At 49.4% G+C, this 18,223-nt stretch carries 16 protein-coding genes and 1 tRNA gene; 5 read left to right on the top strand and 12 right to left on the bottom strand.

Features of this window, described 5'->3' with window-relative positions:
* Positions 1-162: 162 nt before the first annotated feature.
* From OCV81_RS06030 to OCV81_RS06045, 4 genes are read left to right on the top strand one after another with little or no spacing between them, the layout of a single operon-like run.
* Positions 163-963 carry a MotA/TolQ/ExbB proton channel family protein gene (locus tag OCV81_RS06030; protein ID WP_148329237.1) on the top strand — a complete coding sequence of 267 codons (801 nt, stop codon included), beginning with the start codon at positions 163-165 and terminating at the stop codon, positions 961-963.
* Between the two features lie 8 nt (positions 964-971).
* Positions 972-1,439, top strand: a complete 468-nt coding sequence (locus OCV81_RS06035) for a hypothetical protein (RefSeq protein ID WP_148329239.1) — start codon at positions 972-974, stop codon at positions 1,437-1,439.
* A gap of 32 nt (positions 1,440-1,471) precedes the next feature.
* Positions 1,472-2,059 (top strand): ExbD/TolR family protein, encoded by a 588-nt coding sequence (locus OCV81_RS06040; RefSeq protein ID WP_148329241.1) that lies wholly within the window; start codon positions 1,472-1,474, stop codon positions 2,057-2,059.
* Between the two features lie 2 nt (positions 2,060-2,061).
* Positions 2,062-2,526: an ExbD/TolR family protein gene (locus OCV81_RS06045; protein WP_022054209.1), complete on the top strand. Its 465-nt coding sequence runs from the start codon at positions 2,062-2,064 to the stop codon at positions 2,524-2,526.
* Positions 2,527-2,834: 308 nt separating this feature from the next.
* Here the strand turns inward: OCV81_RS06045 and OCV81_RS06050 are convergent, their stop codons facing one another.
* From OCV81_RS06050 to OCV81_RS06095, 10 genes are all read right to left on the bottom strand, one after another.
* Positions 2,835-4,199 carry an MATE family efflux transporter gene (locus OCV81_RS06050; RefSeq protein WP_148329242.1) on the bottom strand — a complete coding sequence of 455 codons (1,365 nt, stop codon included), beginning with the start codon at positions 4,197-4,199 and terminating at the stop codon, positions 2,835-2,837.
* Positions 4,200-4,268: 69 nt separating this feature from the next.
* A tRNA-Leu gene (locus OCV81_RS06055) sits at positions 4,269-4,350 on the bottom strand.
* A gap of 71 nt (positions 4,351-4,421) precedes the next feature.
* Entirely contained in the window at positions 4,422-5,447 is a 1,026-nt protein-coding gene (locus tag OCV81_RS06060) for a S41 family peptidase (RefSeq protein ID WP_148329244.1), read from the bottom strand.
* A gap of 1 nt (position 5,448) precedes the next feature.
* Positions 5,449-6,294 carry a DUF3316 domain-containing protein gene (locus tag OCV81_RS06065; protein WP_148329246.1) on the bottom strand — a complete coding sequence of 282 codons (846 nt, stop codon included), beginning with the start codon at positions 6,292-6,294 and terminating at the stop codon, positions 5,449-5,451.
* 4 nt (positions 6,295-6,298) lie between these two features.
* On the bottom strand, positions 6,299-8,947 hold the full coding sequence (locus OCV81_RS06070; RefSeq protein ID WP_148329248.1) for a DNA gyrase/topoisomerase IV subunit A: 2,649 nt from the start codon (positions 8,945-8,947) through the stop codon (positions 6,299-6,301).
* A gap of 238 nt (positions 8,948-9,185) precedes the next feature.
* The gene (locus OCV81_RS06075; RefSeq protein WP_262640219.1) at positions 9,186-10,244 is read right to left on the bottom strand and encodes an ABC transporter permease; all 1,059 of its coding nucleotides are present in this window, start codon (positions 10,242-10,244) and stop codon (positions 9,186-9,188) included.
* A 14-nt stretch (positions 10,245-10,258) separates the two neighbouring features.
* Positions 10,259-11,380, bottom strand: a complete 1,122-nt coding sequence (locus OCV81_RS06080) for an ABC transporter permease (RefSeq protein ID WP_148329252.1) — start codon at positions 11,378-11,380, stop codon at positions 10,259-10,261.
* A complete protein-coding gene (locus OCV81_RS06085) occupies positions 11,377-12,867 on the bottom strand; it encodes an ATP-binding cassette domain-containing protein (RefSeq protein ID WP_148329254.1) in 1,491 nt (496 codons plus the stop codon). Before OCV81_RS06085 ends, OCV81_RS06080 begins: the two co-directional genes overlap by 4 nt.
* Before the next feature lie 13 nt (positions 12,868-12,880).
* Complete coding sequence (locus tag OCV81_RS06090) at positions 12,881-13,771, bottom strand: HlyD family secretion protein (RefSeq protein ID WP_148329256.1); 891 nt, start codon at positions 13,769-13,771, stop codon at positions 12,881-12,883.
* 34 nt (positions 13,772-13,805) lie between these two features.
* The gene (locus OCV81_RS06095; RefSeq protein WP_394802524.1) at positions 13,806-15,056 is read right to left on the bottom strand and encodes a TolC family protein; all 1,251 of its coding nucleotides are present in this window, start codon (positions 15,054-15,056) and stop codon (positions 13,806-13,808) included.
* 163 nt (positions 15,057-15,219) lie between these two features.
* On the opposite strand from OCV81_RS06095, the gene OCV81_RS06100 reads away from it, so the two are divergent.
* Positions 15,220-16,128, top strand: a complete 909-nt coding sequence (locus OCV81_RS06100; protein WP_148329259.1) for an AraC family transcriptional regulator — start codon at positions 15,220-15,222, stop codon at positions 16,126-16,128.
* Positions 16,129-16,135: 7 nt separating this feature from the next.
* Here the strand turns inward: OCV81_RS06100 and OCV81_RS06105 are convergent, their stop codons facing one another.
* Positions 16,136-17,509, bottom strand: a complete 1,374-nt coding sequence (locus tag OCV81_RS06105) for an MATE family efflux transporter (RefSeq protein WP_394802525.1) — start codon at positions 17,507-17,509, stop codon at positions 16,136-16,138.
* Positions 17,510-17,553: 44 nt separating this feature from the next.
* Positions 17,554-18,195, bottom strand: coding sequence for an endonuclease III (gene nth / locus OCV81_RS06110; protein WP_148329260.1), 642 nt, complete (start codon positions 18,193-18,195; stop codon positions 17,554-17,556).
* Positions 18,196-18,223 lie beyond the last annotated feature (28 nt).

The raw sequence follows: 18,223 nt of genomic DNA on the forward strand, positions 1-18,223 counted from the left end.
ACATTTACTTTTACTCTATATTGTAATTTACACTTGATTATCAGTCGTTTGCAGTTTTATGATATTCTGTGAAAGTATAAGTTCGAGAGCCGTTCTCTCCGCGAAAAAGAGAAAAACAATTAACAAACTATTAATTAATTAATCTTAAAAATTAGACACACAATGAAAAAGTTATTTGCAATTCTTGCAGTGATGGGAGTCCTCTCGTTTGGAATGACTCAGACAGCTATGGCTCAGGATTCAACAGCTACAGCAGCTCCGGCTCAGACAGAAGAAGTAGCGGCAGCTGATGAAGCAGCAGCACCTGTAGTTGTTGAAGAAGGTGGTATGCACAAAGAGTTAAAAACTAAGTTTATTGAAGGTGATGCAGGCTTCATGTCATTGGTTGCTATCGCATTGGTCCTTGGTTTGGCTTTCTGTATTGAACGTATTATTTACTTGAGCTTGGCTGAAGTTAACGTGAAGAAATTGATGGCTAAAGTTGAAGAAGCTTTGGAAAAAGGTGATGTAGAAGGTGCAAAGACTGTTTGCCGCAACACTCGTGGTCCGATTGCTTCTATCTGCTATCAGGGTCTGATGAGAATCGATGAAGGTCTGGATGTAGTTGAACGTTCTGTAGTTTCTTACGGTGGTGTTCAGGCTGGTTACCTTGAAAAAGGATGCTCTTGGATTACATTGTTCATCGCGATGGCTCCGTCTTTGGGATTCTTGGGAACTGTAATCGGTATGGTTATGGCGTTCGACCAGATTCAGATTGCTGGTGATATCTCTCCGACAGTTGTTGCAGGTGGTATGAAAGTGGCCTTGATTACTACAATCTTCGGTTTGATCGTTGCTTTGATTCTTCAGGTGTTCTATAACTACATCTTGTCTAAGATTGAAGCTATTACAAGTCAGATGGAAGATTCTTCTATCACATTGCTTGACATGATCATGAAGTATAATCTGAAATACAAAAAATAATTCGTACAATGGCTAAATTATCATATAAAGTATCTTACTATGTGTTCTATGTCTGCATAGCCGTTATATTGGTGGTGCTGGCGATGTTCTACTGCGTAGGATATGATGTAACAAATGCAGCCGGCTTGACCGAACCGACCAATACGCCGGCATTGATGTACCTGATGTATGGTATGTTCTTCCTCTGTGTGGCAGTAACAGTGATTGCAGCTGCAGCACAGTTTGGAGCAGCTTTGAAAGATAATCCGAAAGCAGCAATCAAGTCTTTCATGGGACTTATCTTGTTGGCAGTGTTGCTCATCGTTACTTATAATATGGGATCTGATGCAGCCGTTACAATGGGTGGTGGTACAGTATATGACAACAAGGTCATGCTGAAAGTGACAGACATGTTCTTGTATTCTACTTATGCATTGCTTATTGTTGCAGCAATCGGTACATTGTTGAACTTGATTGGTGTTTTTAAACAGAAATAATTATTCATTGAGTTAAAACGGAGATTGATAAAATGGCAAAAGGGAAAAGAAAAGTGCCGGGCATTAATGCCAGTTCAACGGCAGATATTTCTTTCATCTTGTTTATATTCTTCCTTATTACAACTTCAATGGATACTGACCGTGGTTTGGCAAGACGATTGCCGCCACCTCCTGAAAACACAGAAAATCAGGAAGATGTGATTGTAAAGGAAAGAAACGTTCTTCAGGTACGTATCAACAAGGATGACCAGTTGATGGTAGGAGGAGAATGGTTCGATATAAAGCAACTGAAAGAAAGAGCAAAGGAATTTATTTCCAATCCGAATAATGATGAGAATTTGCCGGAAAAGCATGCTAAGCAGCTTCCGTTCTTCGGTAATGTCATGATTACGGATAAGCATGTAATTTCTGTACAGAACGACGTGGGTACAAGTTATGACATGTACATTCAGGTTCAGAACGAACTGGTGGCAGCTTACAATGAATTGCGTAACGAATTGGCTATGTCGCAATTTGGTAAGTCTTTGGCAGACTGTTCTGAAGATGAAAAGAAAGCTATAACTGACTATTATCCGCAGAAGATATCTGAAGCAGAACCTAAAAAGTATGGAGGAAAATAAACATGGGAAAATTTAATAAGACCGGTAAGCGTGAAATGCCTGAGTTGAATACTTCTTCTCTGCCTGACCTTATCTTTACCATGTTGTTCTTCTTCATGATTGTAACAACCATGCGTGAAGTTACATTGAAGGTTCAGTTCAGAGTGCCTCAGGCTACGGAACTGGAAAAACTGGAAAAGAAATCCTTGGTATCTTTTATCTATATCGGAAAACCGTTGAAGGAATTCCAGAAGACAATGGGTACTACAGACCGTATTCAGTTGAATGATAAGTTCGCTGAATCTTCAGAAGTACAGGATTACATTTATCAGGAGCGTGAAAACATGAAAGAAGAAGACAAGCCGTTTATGACTGTTTCCCTGAAGGTGGATGCAAAAACCAAGATGGGTATCGTAACAGAAGTAAAACAGGCTCTTCGTCAGGCATACGCACTGAAGATTAACTATTCAGCTACTCAGCGTCAGTAATAGTTTTTCATACTTACAAGAAAAGGCTGTCTCTTTAGAGATGGCCTTTTTTTTATGCCTTTTGAGGAGGTCTTATTGGTGTGATGTGGACTGAAACTCTTTATGTGGGATTGTTGTCATTCTGTTTCTGTGGGAGAAGGAGGGGAAAAGGAGGGAAATGCAGTGGCATACATATTCTTGTCTGAACATGCGGGGGAGAAAATGAATGTTTTCTGTTACTAAAGGATAAGAAGGTATATGGGTATTTGTATGAAGAGAGTTGTTGGGCTGCTCCTTTTTAAGTGAAATAAGGGCAGAGTTTGTGTTTCTTATTGTGAAACGATGGGAGGAGCAAGTAATGATTGTTTCTTTTTCCAGTAATACACTTGTCCGTAAATATCAGCCAATGCCCAGCCAATAGGTATGGACCACCAGATACCGTGTACGCCAATGGAAGGAATAGATGCCAAAAAATAGGCTAAGGCTACGCGTGTCCCTAGAGAAAGTATCGTGAGTATGATGGATAGGTGAGGCTTGCATATCGCCCGGTAAAAGCCATACCATAGAAACAAGTAACCGATGCCTAAGTAGAAACTGCCTTCCACCCGGAGATATTCTACCCCAATCCGGATAATTTCTTTTTCGTCCGATGAAATAAAAATCTGCATTAGCCAGGGAGCGGTCAGGAAGATAAGCGCTGAGAGAAGCAGGCAGAAGAGTGTAGTCATCCAGAACGCTTTTTTGAATCCTTGCAGGATGCGCTCTTTCTTTCCGGCTCCGTAGTTTTGGGCGGTGAAGGTAGAAAAGGCATTGCCGAAATCCTGTACGGGCATGTAAGCAAAGGAATCAATTTTAACGGCGGCGGTGAAGGCAGCCATGACGGAGGTACCGAAACTGTTGACCAGTCCCTGTACCATCAGAATGCCAAAGTTCATGACCGATTGTTGTATGCAAGTCAGCGAGACATACGAAAATACTTGCCTGACGAGTGGACGGCTTATCTTGAAGTCTTTACATGTAAGCCGTGTTTCCGGAATTTTTCTCCAGCAGTACAGCCAAAGTCCGATGGCCGAAACGGCTTGCGAGAGGACCGTGGCTGTGGCTGCTCCTGCAATACCGTAGCCGAGTCGAAGGATAAACAGCAGGTCGAGTACGATGTTTAATACGACGGAGATTGCCAGATAGACTAAAGGGGTAAAGGAATTGCCTAATGCCCGCAGGAGGTAGGCATAATAATTATACAAGTAGACGAACCAGATACCGATAAAAGTAATTTTCAGGTAGTCATACGTCATTTCTTGTAACTCTTCCGGAGTTTGCAGCCATTGGATAATCGGACGAATGCAGCTGATGGCGAAAGCGAAAATGAGGAAGGTAGCAATGCCCGTAATGAGTAGAGCAGCTGCTTGAGTGCGTTTCAGGAGTTCATAGTCTTTGGCTCCGTAGCGCATGGAGAACAAGGCACTGCATCCCATGCACAGACCGATGAAAATGGAAGTGATAAATACCATGAGCGTGTAGGAAGATCCTACGGCGGCCAGCGCGTTGGCTCCTAGCGTTTGGCCGATAATCAGTGTATCCGCAATGTTGTATCCTTGTTGGAGCAGGTTGCCGAGGATGAGGGGATAAGCCAGACAAAGCATGCTTTGGGTGATATTTCCCGAAGTGAGGTCTTTCGTGCGACTGGTCTGCATGGTTTATGGAGTATGATAAAATAAAATGGATTTAATAAACGCGTGTTTATTAAATCCATTTTTACTATGTGCGCCTGATAGGACTCGAACCTACACGTCTCACGACACCAGATCCTAAGTCTGGCGCGGCTACCAATTACGCCACAGGCGCGTACAGAAAACGATTTCTGCATTTGCGGAGGCAAAGGTAGGAATAATTTCCCGAATCTCCAAATTTGCGGGTTAATTCTTTAGTATTTTGATGGCGGTTTCAATGAGCGTATCTTTTCCCCGTTGCATGTCTTCGCTGGTCATGTCCACTTTCACATCCGGTTCGATACCAAACTCCAGTTGGTTCATGTCCGGGTCGAACATGGGGCTGGCCGAGAAACGGATGGACCATCCGTTGGGGATTTCGGAACTGAACGGCAGGCCGGAACCGCCTCCGGTCGTATCTCCCAGGGTCGTTACATTTGGGAACTGCCGCATGGTGTTCACAAAGTCGTTGGTAGCACTATAGGAACGTCTGTTGGTCAATACCACAGCCTTTTTCTGCCAACGGATGCTGTTAGACGGTTCCTGATACACTGGTTCCGGATCGGAAAAGTCATTGTGGCCGGGTCCCGTTTTGTGGCGGATGTAGCCCACCAGCACCTTTTCGTTGGTAAACCGGGAGGCTAGCTTTTGGGCTGTAGTCAGGCTACCCCCTCCGTTATTGCGCACGTCGATAATCACTCCGTCGCAGATTTCCAGTTTCTTTAGCATCTGGTCTAGGTTTCCGTCACCAATGCCGTCGGAGAAACTCTCGCAGTACACATAGCCGATGTTGTTGTCCAGTATCTGGTAGGTGAGTCCGGAAGTGATGATATAGTCTTTTTTAAGGTAATTGCTTTGGATGCTGTCGCTGAAATTGCGCGGGTAGGCATCAAACCATTCCCGGTATTGCGAGCTGCCTAAGGAGCTGCTCAGATTCACATGGCCGTCCCTGAGTTCGTTGACCATATCTGAAAGAACTTCAAAAAGATTCTCCCAGCTCATCGACGAAGAAATCCGTTTCGCATAGCGGGTGTGTACTTCGTCCCAGTCCAGACCATACACTTCCTTTTTGTAATCCAGGAAACAATATTGCTCGTCGATGATTTTCCAGAGCGATTCAAAATTGGCTTCCGGTGTATTGCCCTGAATGTCTTCACGGATACATGAAGAGAATACGGTGCAGGCCAGCATCAGCAGGAGGCCATATAGGGAAAAATGATATATCTTCTTCATATCAGTAGGGAGTAACGTTTGAAGGCATGGTGATTCGGTTCTTACCTTTCAGCAGATAGAAATTCTTCACGAAGCCAATCATGAAATCATGTGAGTAAGTATGGTACTTCAGGTGGTTGACCTTGGCCTGCTGGAGGTCGCAGACATAGGCTACACGCATTGTGACTTTCCGGATAGGGAAGTCGAGGGTCAGCATCTGCCGTAGAGAAGGGCTGTTGTGGAGTGAAGTAAACAGCACATTCTTTCCTTTATGTCCCAAGGAGAACATTTCGTAGTATGACAGTCCGAATTCGGGAGAGAACATGGCACCCAGCAACGGAAGGTTGGCCTGGTAACGTACTACTAGCGGATAATTGCCAATGTGGAACTTGTAGATGGCCATGCCGGAGATGCCCAGACTACCGTACGCTTTGGCCTGTGCCGGGTTATTGGAATTGCGCGTATTGTACACGAATCCCCCGTTCAGGTCAATTGTCGGGCCGGCCAGCAGCTTCAGCTGCTCACTGAGACGGAACTGATAGTGGAGAGCATAACTCCAGTTCAGCAGTCCGGTATACATATAGCCTGTCTTGCTGGGATTGTGTGTGTACGACATGTAGGCCTGTAATAGATTTTGTGCCGATACATTTCCATTCATCAGCCGGGTCATGCGCATATTCTCGCGCAGGATACGTACCTCCGGCCCTTTGTATTCCAATGGAGAAAGATACGTGTCGAGCACGTTGCTTACGCCTGCTCCGTAGAGTACGGAACGCATCACGTAGCGGGTCGCGCGCAAGCTGTCTTCCTGTGCATGAAGCACAAAGGCCGACAGGCAGGCGCAGAGTAGAAAGAAAATTCGTTTCATGCGGTTAAAAGAGTTTCATTTGTCCGTCGTCTTCCTGGATATCCTCTTCTTCAGCTCCGTCTTCCTCTTCTTTTTCCGGTTCTTCCGGTTCCGGCTCCGGCATGCGGGTCGGTTCCAGTTCGGTAATCCGGTCGACAGTATAAGTGGTCAGACGTTTGCCCTTGGCTTTGAAGCTCTTGACACCCACAAAGTCGCTGGCTTCCAGCACGAGTGCTTCCCGGAAGCTGTCGTGTCCGCCAAAATCGACTTGTATGCGCGGGTACACCTGACAAGTCAGGAGGATGAGTTGGGTATGTTTGTTGTCGCCCAGGAAATTCTGTTTCTTGTTGGTCGCTTCGAAGGTGAACCGTTTCAGGTACGGATAATTCTGCTGGTCAGCATCATAGAGTACGGCTGTCCATACCTTATCGGGATTGAACTTCTCGATGCAGAGAATGTCCGGATCATAATGGTTGTTCAGGTCGAAGTTCGTGGTGTAGAACTCTCCGTTCTTTTGAATAACCAGGATACTTTCATCGCTTTGGAATTCGCCCAAGTACTGTCCTCTGCCGTCGTAGTTGAGTCGCAGCACGTCGTGGTCGAACCATACCTTTCTGCCGCCGAGTGTGGAACCTCCTTTCTGTTTCAGGCTGATTTTGTGTACCTCGGCCTTGGTAAGCAGATTACCCATCGACTGCTTGCCCTTGATGTGGATGGTGCTGAAGTCCTTTTCGAAGGTCGGTTTCTTGATACGGGGCGTTGGGCGCAGGATGACCCGGATGACTTCCGCTTCTCCGTTGGGATTGGCTGTGAAGTAGACAATCTTGGAGCCTGGCGTACCTTGTGTCACGTCGTACTCCCGGTCGCGGATGATGGAGGTCACATTGAAGCGTTTGATATAATAATACCCATCCTTTCCGTCACGGTAAATGACGTTGTAGATGGTACGTTTGTCGTTCTTTTTGAATACGTTGACATACAGGATGTTCTTCCCGACAAACAGCTTGTCGGACACACGGACAATCTTATACTTTCCGTCCTTGTAGAAGATAATCACATCGTCGATGTCGGAACAGTTGCACACATACTCGTCTTTTTTCAGTCCCGTACCGATGAAGCCTTCTTCCCGGTTGATGTACAGCTTTTCGTTGGCTTCCGCCACTTTGGTCGCCACGATGGTGTCGAAGTTGCGGATTTCCGTACGACGAGGGAAATTCTTTCCGTATTTCTCTTTCAGGTGCTGATACCAGTCGATGGTATATTCCGTGATGTGTGCCAAGTGGTTGTCAATCTCCTCCAGCTGGGCTTTTAAACGGGCGATGAATTCGTCCGCCTTGTCCTTGTTGAACTTGAGGATACGCGCCATCTTGATTTCCATCAGTTTGAGGATATCTTCTTTCGTCACTTCGCGCACGAACTGCGGATAAAACGGAGTCAACCGTTCGTCAATATGCTCGCAGGCTGCATCCATGGACTCTGCCTGTTCGAATTGCTTGTCCTTGTAAATCCGCTCTTCGATGAAGATTTTCTCCAAGGACGCAAAATGCAAGGTTTCCAGCGTTTCGTCCCGCTGTATTTCCAGTTCTTTCCGGAGCAGGGCCAGTGTGTTGTCGACCGATTTCTTCAGCACTTTGCTCACCGAGAGGAAATGCGGTTTCTTGTTGTCGATGACACAGCAGTTGGGCGAGATGTTCACCTCGCAGTCCGTAAAGGCATACAAGGCATCCAGTGTCTTGTCGGACGATACACCTGGCGTGAGATGTACCAGAATCTCCACCTTTCCAGCCGTGTTGTCGTCTACTTTCCGAACCTTAATCTTTCCCTTTTCGATGGCCTTCAGAATGGAATCAATCAGAGACGATGTGGTTTTCCCGTAGGGAATCTCGCTGATGCACAATGTCTTGTTGTCGAGCTTGGAAATCTTGGCCCGTACGCGTACCACGCCTCCTCTTTCGCCGTCGTTGTAACGGGACACATCGATGGAGCCTCCAGTCTGGAAGTCCGGATAGAGCTGAAAGTCTTCTCCGTGCAGGTAAGCAATGGCCGCATCGCACAATTCGTTGAAGTTATGGGGAAGAATCTTGGAAGAAAGTCCTACGGCGATACCTTCTACCCCCTGAGCCAACAGTAGCGGGAATTTCACCGGCAGGGTGACCGGTTCCCGGTTTCTTCCGTCGTAGGAAGCCTGCCATTCCGTGGTTTTCGGGTTGAACACTACGTCGAGGGCGAATTTGGATAGCCGGGCTTCGATGTAACGGGGAGCCGCTGCGCTGTCGCCCGTCAGGATGTTACCCCAGTTTCCTTGGCAGTCGATGAGCAGGTCTTTCTGTCCCAGTTGCACAAGGGCGTCTCCGATGGAAGCATCTCCGTGCGGATGAAACTGCATGGTGTGTCCCACGATGTTGGCCACCTTGTTGTAGCGGCCGTCGTCCAGACGTTTCATGGAGTGGAGAATGCGTCGCTGCACCGGTTTCAATCCGTCGTTGATGTGGGGTACGGCACGCTCCAGAATCACGTATGAGGCATAGTCCAGAAACCAGTTCTGGTACATGCCGCTCAGCTGGTGCTTCACCGCCTCGTCGGTGGTCGATACAGGTTTGTAGTCAGAGTGTTCTTCTTTTTCAGGCAGATTTGCCGTTTGCTTTTCGTCCTTGTCAAAAGTATCTTCGCTCATATTCAAATGGGTCCTATGTAAAAGAGATTCGGGCAAAGTTACTGAAAATTCTGTAAGGTGGAAATAACTGACTTACAATTCTGGACCTTGCAAGGGGCATTTTTAGGGAAATCCCTTTTCGGAAATACCTCGACACGAACGTGACGAGAGGTGGACACGGACGTGACGAAATCTTGACACGTTCGTGATGAGGTCGTTGCACGTTCGTGTCAAGGTAAGAAGTCAAGTACGGAGTAGCTTATTGTTGCTTGCGGTAGCTGCGGATGGCCCATACATATAGTAGAATGGCAAAGGTGGAGAGCATGGAAAGCTGGAAGCCGATGTCGCCGATGTGGCTGCCCTTCAGATAGACCATGCGCATGATTTCCATGAAGTAGCGCAGCGGATTAAGGTATGTGATGTGTTGTGCCCATTCCGGCATGCTGCTGATAGGAGTGAACAGTCCGCTCATCAGAATGAAAATCAGCATGCAGAACCACATGACGAACATGGCTTGCTGCAAGGTGGAAGAGTAATTGGAGATGACCAGCCCTAGCCCCGACATGACCAGCGCGAAAATCAGTGTGGCCAGATAGATGGTGAGGATGTTTCCTTCGGGTGTCAGTCCGTAGACCAGCCAGGCCAGCAGCATGCACAGGTTCAGTACCACAAATCCGATGGCCCAGTAGGGCAGCAGTTTGGCGAGGGTAAAGGTGAAACGGCTCACCGGGCTGACATTGATTTGCTCGATGGTACCTGCTTCTTTCTCGCTGACCACGTTCAGGGCCGGCAGGAAGCCGCAGAGCAATACCAGTATCATGGTCATCAGGGCGGGTACCATGAACACCTTGTAGTTGAGGTACGGGTTGAACTGGTAGCGCACGGAGGCGGGTGAGGGCTGCGGATTGAGAATTTGTTGCAGGTAGGTGCTGCCCAGTACTCCCTTGGTACCGTTGACCGTATTGACGGCAATCAGGGTGGAAGGACTGACGCCTCGGGCCTGGTCTTTCTCAAATCCGCGGGGGATTTCCAGCAGCATGTCCACCTGGTCTTTTTCAATGGCATTCAGGCCTTGTGCGTAGGAAGCAGGTAGGGCGGTCAGCTGGAAGTAACGGGAAGCCTCGATGCGGTGTACCAGCCGTTGGGACGAGGGACTATGGTCGTGGTCAATGACGGCAATGCGCAAATCCTCGATTTCCAGTGTGGCAGCCCAAGGCATCACCAGCATCATCACGCAGGGAAACAGTAGGATGAGGCGAGGTAGGAAACGGTTGCGTTTCAGTTGTTTGAATTCTTTTTCTATCAGGTAGCGTAACATCATAAGCTTGCGGTTTATTCCAGTCGGTTCTTAAATTTGCGGGTGGTGGCTGCAATCAGGACTACGGCCATGAGGCATAGCACGGCCACTTCCTTCCACACGTAGACAAAGGGTACGCCTTCAATCATCAGTCGTCGTACTGCTGCCACGTACCAGCGTGCCGGAATGAGGCAGGAAATGGTCTGAAGGATGCCCGGCATGCTTTCTATCGGGTAGATAATGCCCGACAGGATAATGGTCGGGATGAGCAGGACCATGGCCGAGACCAGCAGGGCTGCCACCTGGGTATGCGTGACGCAGGAAATCAGCAGTCCCAGTGCCAGCGATACGAAGATAAACAGCAGGGAGACTCCCAGCAGGGCCGTCAGACTTCCGGCTATGGGCACGTCGAGCACAAAGACCGAAAGCAGCAGGATGGTAGTCAGGTTGAGCAGGGAGAGCACGAAATAGGGTACGGATTTCGACAGAATGACAAACAGCGGATTGATAGGGGAGACCAGCAGCACTTCCATTGTACCGGTCTCTTTTTCGCGGACGATGGAAATGGAAGTCATCATGGCGCAAATCAGCATCAGAATCAGTCCCATAACCCCTGGTACGAAGTTGTAGGCACTCTTCATTTGCGGATTGTAGAGCAGCTTGTTGTAGGCTGCAATCGGCATTCCTTCCGTTCCTCCTTTGGAGGAGAAAGCCTCAGCGGGTCGGATGGTTTGCAGGGCTTGTCGGAGAATGGTCTGAGCATACGTATTCCGGGTGACTGCCAGGTTGGGCTCCGTGGCATCGGCCAGAATCTGTATCTGTGAAGAATTGAAGCGGAAACGGTGCAGGTCGGACGGGAAAATGACGGCCAGCTCTATCTGGTTGCGCCGGAACAGCCGCTCAATCTCATCGGGCGATTGGACGACATATTTCACCGTGAAATACTCGCTGGCATCCAGTTGCTCTACCAGTTTCCGTACATCCGTCTGAAGGGAGGGAGCCAATACGGCAGTCTGGACATTGCGCACCTCGGTAGAGATGGCAAAGCCGAAAAGGATAATCTGTATAATCGGCATGCCTATCAGTATCAGCATGGTGCGTCGGTCGCGCAGGATGTGATGGAATTCTTTTCTGACAAAAGCGATAAACTGTTTCATGGTCGTTCGGTTTGAGCGTGAGTAAAAGCCGCGTCTCCCCGTTGGGCTTCGCGGGCCAGTTTCTGGAACACTTCGTCCATGTTTCGGGCTTGGAAACGGGCTTTCAGTCCGTCGGGAGTATCCAGGGCGCGGATATGTCCGTCCACCATCATGGAAATGCGGTCGCAATATTCTGCTTCGTCCATGTAGTGCGTGGTGACGAAAATGGTGATTCCCTGGTCGGCAGCCTGATAAATCAGTTCCCAGAACTGGCGGCGGGTGGCCGGGTCCACGCCTCCGGTCGGTTCATCCAGAAAAACCAGCTCCGGGCGGTGGAAAATGGCCACCGAGAAGGCCAACCGTTGTTTCCAGCCTAGCGGCAGGGAACGGACCAAGGTATGTTGCTCCTCGTAGAGGCCGATACGCCGCAAGGTCTCTTCGGTGCGGGGCGCAATTTCTTTGGCATTGACTCCGTAGATACCTCCGAACAGGCGGAGATTCTCGCGGACCGTCAGGTCTTCGTACAGCGAAAACTTCTGGCTCATGTAGCCGATTCGTCGTTTTATTTCCTCGCTCTGTGTCCGGACATCGAATCCCATCACCTCCGCTTTCCCTTCGGAAGGCAGACTGAGTCCGCAGAGAATGCGCATGGCAGTGGTTTTTCCGGCTCCGTTGGCTCCTAAGAAACCGAAAATCTCTCCCCGCTGTACTGAGAAAGAAATATGGTCGACGGCGGTAAAAGTGCCGAACCGTTTGACCAGATTGTCTACCTGAATGAGGGGAGCAGAATTCCCGACTGCCGCTTTTCGCTCAAGTCCGGGAGGACACAGAATGTCACTGAACCGCGTCAGGATGGTTTCCGGGCGGTCGATACCTTTGATTTCTCCTTCATACAGGAAGGCTACGCGGTCGCATCGTCGGGCTTCGTCCATGAAAGGGGTGGATACCACGAGGGTGATGCCTTCCTGACGGAGGCGGGCCAGCATTTCCCAAAATTCCCGGCGGGATACAGGGTCTACTCCGGTGGTCGGCTCATCGAGAAACAGGATTTGGGGAGCATGGACCAGTGCGCAGCACAATGCCAGCTTTTGCTTCATGCCTCCCGACAGGGCTCCGGCTCGCCGGTCTTTGAAGGGAGCAATCTGTTCGTAAATCGGCCGAATCCGTTCGTAGTTCTCTTCTACGGTGGTGTGAAAGACGGTGGCAAAGAAACGCAGGTTTTCTTCCACGGTCAGGTCTTGGTACAAGGAGAAACGTCCCGGCATGTAGCCTACGCTTCGTCGGATGGTGCGGAAATCGGCCAGTACGTCGGCATGCAGTACATGAGCCGTTCCCTGGTCCGGCTTCAGTAGAGTGGTCAGGATGCGGAAGAGCGTACTCTTTCCGGAGCCGTCGGGACCGATGAGGCCGAACAGTTCGCCTTGCTTCACCTGGAAAGATACGTCGCGCAGTGCCTGTACCTTTCCATAGCTTTTGCTTACGTGGCTGACTTCAATAAGGGTTTCCATTTGTGACCTCCTTTCAGAATTTGACTTCACCGTACATGCCCAGTTTGATGTGGCCGTCGTTGTGGACGGCTATCTTGACGGCATATACCTGGTTGGCGCGTTCGTCGTCGGTCAGGATGGTTTTCGGGGTGAATTCGGCTTCTTCGGAAATCCAGGTCACTTTGCCGGGGTAGGTGTTCCGTTGTGCATCGCCAAAGTCGGCAAATACCGTGACCTCGTTTCCTAATTTTACGGAGGCCAGTTGCTGGGAGGTGACGTAGGCCCGCAGGAAGATGTGTTCCGTGTCGGCTATCTTGAACAGCGGTTTCCCGAGGGTAGCCAGTTCTCCCGGTTCGGCATATTTGGCCAGAACCGTTCCGCTTATCGGGGCGGTGATATGGCATTTCTTGAGTTGGTCTTCGATTTGTGCCACTTGGATGGCTACCGACGAACTTTGTTCTGTCAGGCTGGCAGTGGTGTTTCCCAAAGACGAAACCTGCGCCTCCAGTTGCCGGTTGAGTACCGCCAGCTGGGCGTCCCAGTCATCCAGCTGTTTACGGTTGGCCGCCTGTGCTTTCAGCAGATTTTCCACTCGGTTGCGTTCCCGTTGTGCGGTAGCGATTTGTTCCTTGGTGGCGGCAATCTGTCGGTGAATGTCGGGGCGTTGGTTTTCCACGGACTTCATCTGTGCCTCCAGCTGACGCTTTTTCAGGTAGAGCTGTACGGTGTCCACCAGTCCCACTTCAGTGCCTTGGGTAAAGTGCATCCCTTCTTCGGCATTCAGGTAGAATAGTTTTCCGGTGGTTTCGGAAGAGACCACAATTTCGGTCGCTTCAAAAGTACCGGTCGCATCAAAGTTGTCTTTTTCTCCACAGGCGGTGAGACTGTACACTGCAAAGAGGAGGAATCCATATTTTGTTTTCATATTCAGCATATTTTGAACGGTTGGAAAATAAAAATTAGTTGGTGAGGTGTTTTCGCTGGTGCAGGTGCATGAGCAGTTGGATTTCGTGGAGTACTTTTGCCTGCCGGGCCAGGTTCTCGGCCGTGATTTCTTTCAGCAGGTCACTGACACTCAGGGTACCGTTGGCCACTTTGGCTTCGGCAGAAAGCCGGATGTTCTTCCGCAGCCGGATTATCTCTTCGTCCTCTTTCATCTGTTGCCGGAGGGTTTGGATGGTGCCGTCCTCTTCCGCCAGCTGCAGGTGGGTATGAAACAGAAACAAATCCCGTTCACTTTGGATTTTCTGGAGCTGGTTATCCAGCTTTTTCCGGTCATTTTTCAAAGTATACAGACTTCCGAAATTCCATGTAAAACGGGCACCGACCAGATAGTAGGCCCTGAACTTGTCTTTTAGAATGTCCAGTCCCGGATTACCGTAGGCTCCTTGTGCGAAGAGACTGAAAGAGGGAAGATAACCGGTTTGTAATCCTTTTCGTTGTACGGAAACGCTCTGTTCCTGTGCCTCGTACCACCGGAGCTCAGGTCGGTTGATGGTGTTGGTCGTCTCCAAGACAGCCTCAGGTCGTTGGAGGTGCGTGTGTGGTGGAAGCTCTTCCCCTGTCAGCAGGGACAACATGCGCAGGTAGGCACTGCGGTTACTTTCCAGCTGGATGCGTTGCTGGCGGGTTTGCAGGATTTCTACTTGTACGGCATCCACATCGGCGTCATTGGCTGTGCCGTTGGTGCGATAGGCTTGCACATCTTTCAGGCTTCGGGCCAGTTCTTCTTCGAGCAACGTGTGTTGTGACAGCTGTTCGTCGAGTAAGAGAATGCCAAAGAAAACCTGGTCCACTCTTTCTTCCAGTGCATACAGACTGTTGTCGAGCAGTCGTTCGCTTTCTTCTGTTGCAGCCTGAATCTGGGCTTTTTGGTTTCGGATTTTTCCTCCGTCCCACAGGTTCTGTCTGACTTCAATCATTGCCTGATATTGGTCCTTGGGCAATCCTTTGCTGCCAAGTCCGGGGATGTCAAAGGGGAAGGTGGTGGCTTCACTTTGATAAGAGACTTTTCCACTCAGACTGATTTGTGGTAAGTTGCCTTTTCCTGCATTCGATAAGGTATATTCTTCCGAGAGGCGGAGCAGGTCGTATTGCCGGGTTTGCGGGTAATTCTCACGGGCTTTCTGCCGGCAATCTTCCAATGTGACTTGTGCATGGACGATGTGACTGAAGCCCCATACGCACAAGAAGAGAAACATTCGTAGCATACGCATTCAATCTTTGTTGAGGTAATGAGATAAAGATACAGGAATTTTATGATATCTTTCGGTCCTATATGTGTGACGGAATGTTCTTTTTGTTCGTTAATTGCCTGTATATAGTCCTGAAATCAAGCGAAATATTATCTTTGCAGGAAATTGCGTATGTGAAATGAAATCGAATCGTCTGTTGTTGCTGGCCTTGAGGCAAATACGTGAGCGGGTGGGAGAAAGTCACAATGCCTATCGTTTTCTGATTCCGGAACTGGGACTGCTCCGTTCCATTCATGGGATAGCCGATGTGGTCCGTTTCCTGTCGGTGGAAGGGCAGCCCTACCGTCTGACGGAGGGGAGAGTGGTGTATTTTCGTGCCGGTACGCTTCGTTTGCGTATCAACTTGCGTGAGCTGGAGTTTAAAGCAGGGGATTTTCTGGTAGTATCTCCCGGAACCGTATTCGAATTTCTATATGTGTCGTCTGATTTGGATTTGGCGATGTTGGCTTTTTCCAACAGCCTGATGGAAAGCTGGCAGAAAGAAGAATTGTTGCAGGTCTATTTACAAGGCAGGCTGTTTCTACATCTTTCACTGACTGAGCAGGAGAGCCGGCGGATGGAACAGATTTTTGCCTTGTTGTGGGAGGTAGTCCACGACCGGCCCTTCCCAAAGGAATCCGTACAAAGCTTGATTTCTCTCGTCTTTCACCAAACGGACAGTTTCAGAGGACGCGGGTTGGAGGCTGACAAACAGAAACGTACCCGTCAGGAAGAAGTGTTCAATCGTTTTTTGGAATTGGTCAACAAATATGCCATTCATGAACGAAACTGTACGTTCTATGCCGACCGTTTATGCCTCACTTCCCGTTATCTGAGTACATTGGTACGGCAAGCCAGCGGGCGGACGGTGATGAACTGGGTTAACGAGGCAGTAGTGCAGGAAGCCAAGCTGATGTTGCGTCACACCGACAAGCTGGTGTATCAGATAGCCGACGAATTGAATTTTCCCAATGCCTCGTTCTTTTGCAAGTATTTCCGTCGGATGACGGGGATGACTCCCAATGACTATCGTCAGGAGAATGGATAAAAAATGCTTATGAATTCATTTCCTGTATCGGTTGGCGGTCTGTGCGCAACGACTTCAATACCGGAATGGTCAGCGGGAGAGACATCAGGAACGAACACAAATCGGATACGGCCTGGCACATCTCTACTCCTTGCAATTGCAGGAAATACGGAAGAACCAGTATCAGCGGAATGAAGAACAGTCCTTGGCGGGCAGATGACAAGGCCACCGCCCGTTTGGGTTGGCGGATGGTCTGTAGAAGCATGTTGCACAGGATGACCCATGCACCCAGCGGGAGTGTGATAAGTTGCCAACGGAGTGCTTCGGCTCCCACAGCGATGACTTGCGGGTCTTCTTTTCGGAACCAGGACACGACTTCGGGGGCATAGATGTAACCAATCAAAGAGCAGATGGCCAGGAAAATGAGTCCTACCTTCACGCAATACTTAAATCCCTGGAGTACACGCCGGTTCAATCCTGCGCCGTAGTTGAATCCGCAAACCGGTTGGAAGCCCTGTCCGAAACCGATGACAAAGGAGTTGATGAACATGCAGATACGGGTGACGATGGACATTCCGGCAATGGCTGCATCTCCGAAATTGCCGGCGGCCACGTTCAGCAGGATGGTCGAAACGCTGGCCAGCCCCTGCCGGCACAAGGAAGGGCTGCCTCCATAGACGATTTCTTTCAGATAAGCCGGGGTAGGGGTAAAATAACGGTAGTTGATGCGGATGTTTTCTCCTTTTCGGTCCATGAAAATCAGGATGGTGAAGCTGCACACCTGACTGATGAACGTAGACCAGGCGGCCCCTGCAATGCCCATGTCGAACACAAAAATCAGCAGCGGGTCAAGAGCAATATTCAGAAAGGCACCTACCGTGATACCAATCATGGCGTATACGGCATTTCCCTGAAAACGCATTTGGTTGTTCAGAACCAAAGAAGAGGCCATAAAGGGAGCTCCCAGCAGGATAATACCCAGATACGTCTTGGCGTATGGCAGGATGGTGGGAGTGGAGCCTAGTGCCAGACAAATCGGTCCCAAAAAGAGCAATCCGATGAGGGCTATCAGACATCCGATGAAGAAGGCACAGAAGAATCCTGTAGCTGCCATTCTTTCTGCACTCCGGTAGTCACGTGCACCCAGCCGTCTGGAGATAAAGTTGCCCGAACCGTGTCCGCAGAAGAAACCGAATGCCTGAATGATGGCCATGATGGAAAAAGAAATGCCGACTGCTGCCGTAGACTGCGTATTGATTTTTCCAACAAAGTAGGTATCGGCCATGACATAAAATGAGGTGACCAGCATGCTGATGATGGTCGGAATAGCCAATGACCCGATGAGGCGAGGCACTGGCGCGGTGGTCATAAGGGTGTATTTATCTTTTTTTTCTTTGGACATGATGGTTGAACTATAATCGGACACCGCAAAAGTACAAAAAAAAATTATATGCCCTTTAAGGATTCCTTGCAGATGCCGTTGAGTCCGCAACTTTCACATTTGGGAGCCCGTGCCGTACAGACGTAGCGTCCGTGCAGAATCAGCCAGTGGTGTGCGGTAGGAATCAGGTTTTCGGGAATGTATTTCACCAGCTCCTTTTCGGTGGCCAGCGGAGTGGTACAAGAGCGCGGAACCAGTCCGATGCGGTGGCTCACGCGGAACACATGGGTATCTACGGCCATGGCTGCCTTGTGGAAAACCACGCTCTGAATCACATTGGCGGTCTTTCGTCCTACCCCCGGCAGTTTCACCAGTTCCTCCAGCGTGTCAGGTACGGTGCTGTGAAAATCGCGCACCAGCATCTGGGCCATGCCTACCAAGTGCTTGGCTTTGTTGTTCGGGTAGCTGACGCTGCGGATGTATTCGAACACGACTTCCGGAGTGGTAGCGGCCAAGGTTTCCGGCGTGGGGAAGTCGTGGAAGAGGGGAGGCGTAATCTGATTGACCCGCTTGTCGGTGCACTGGGCACTCAGGATGACGGCTATCAGCAGTTCAAACGGGTTGCTGTAGTGCAGTTCGGTTTCAGCCACAGGCATGGCTTTCTGGAAATATTCAATGACTTTCTGGTAAAGTTCTTTCTTGCGCATAATTCTGTAAGTAAATTAAAGGTGTGGA

It is taken from the genome of Phocaeicola fibrisolvens (assembly GCF_025567125.1).
Classification (GTDB): Bacteria; Bacteroidota; Bacteroidia; order Bacteroidales; family Bacteroidaceae; genus Phocaeicola; species Phocaeicola fibrisolvens.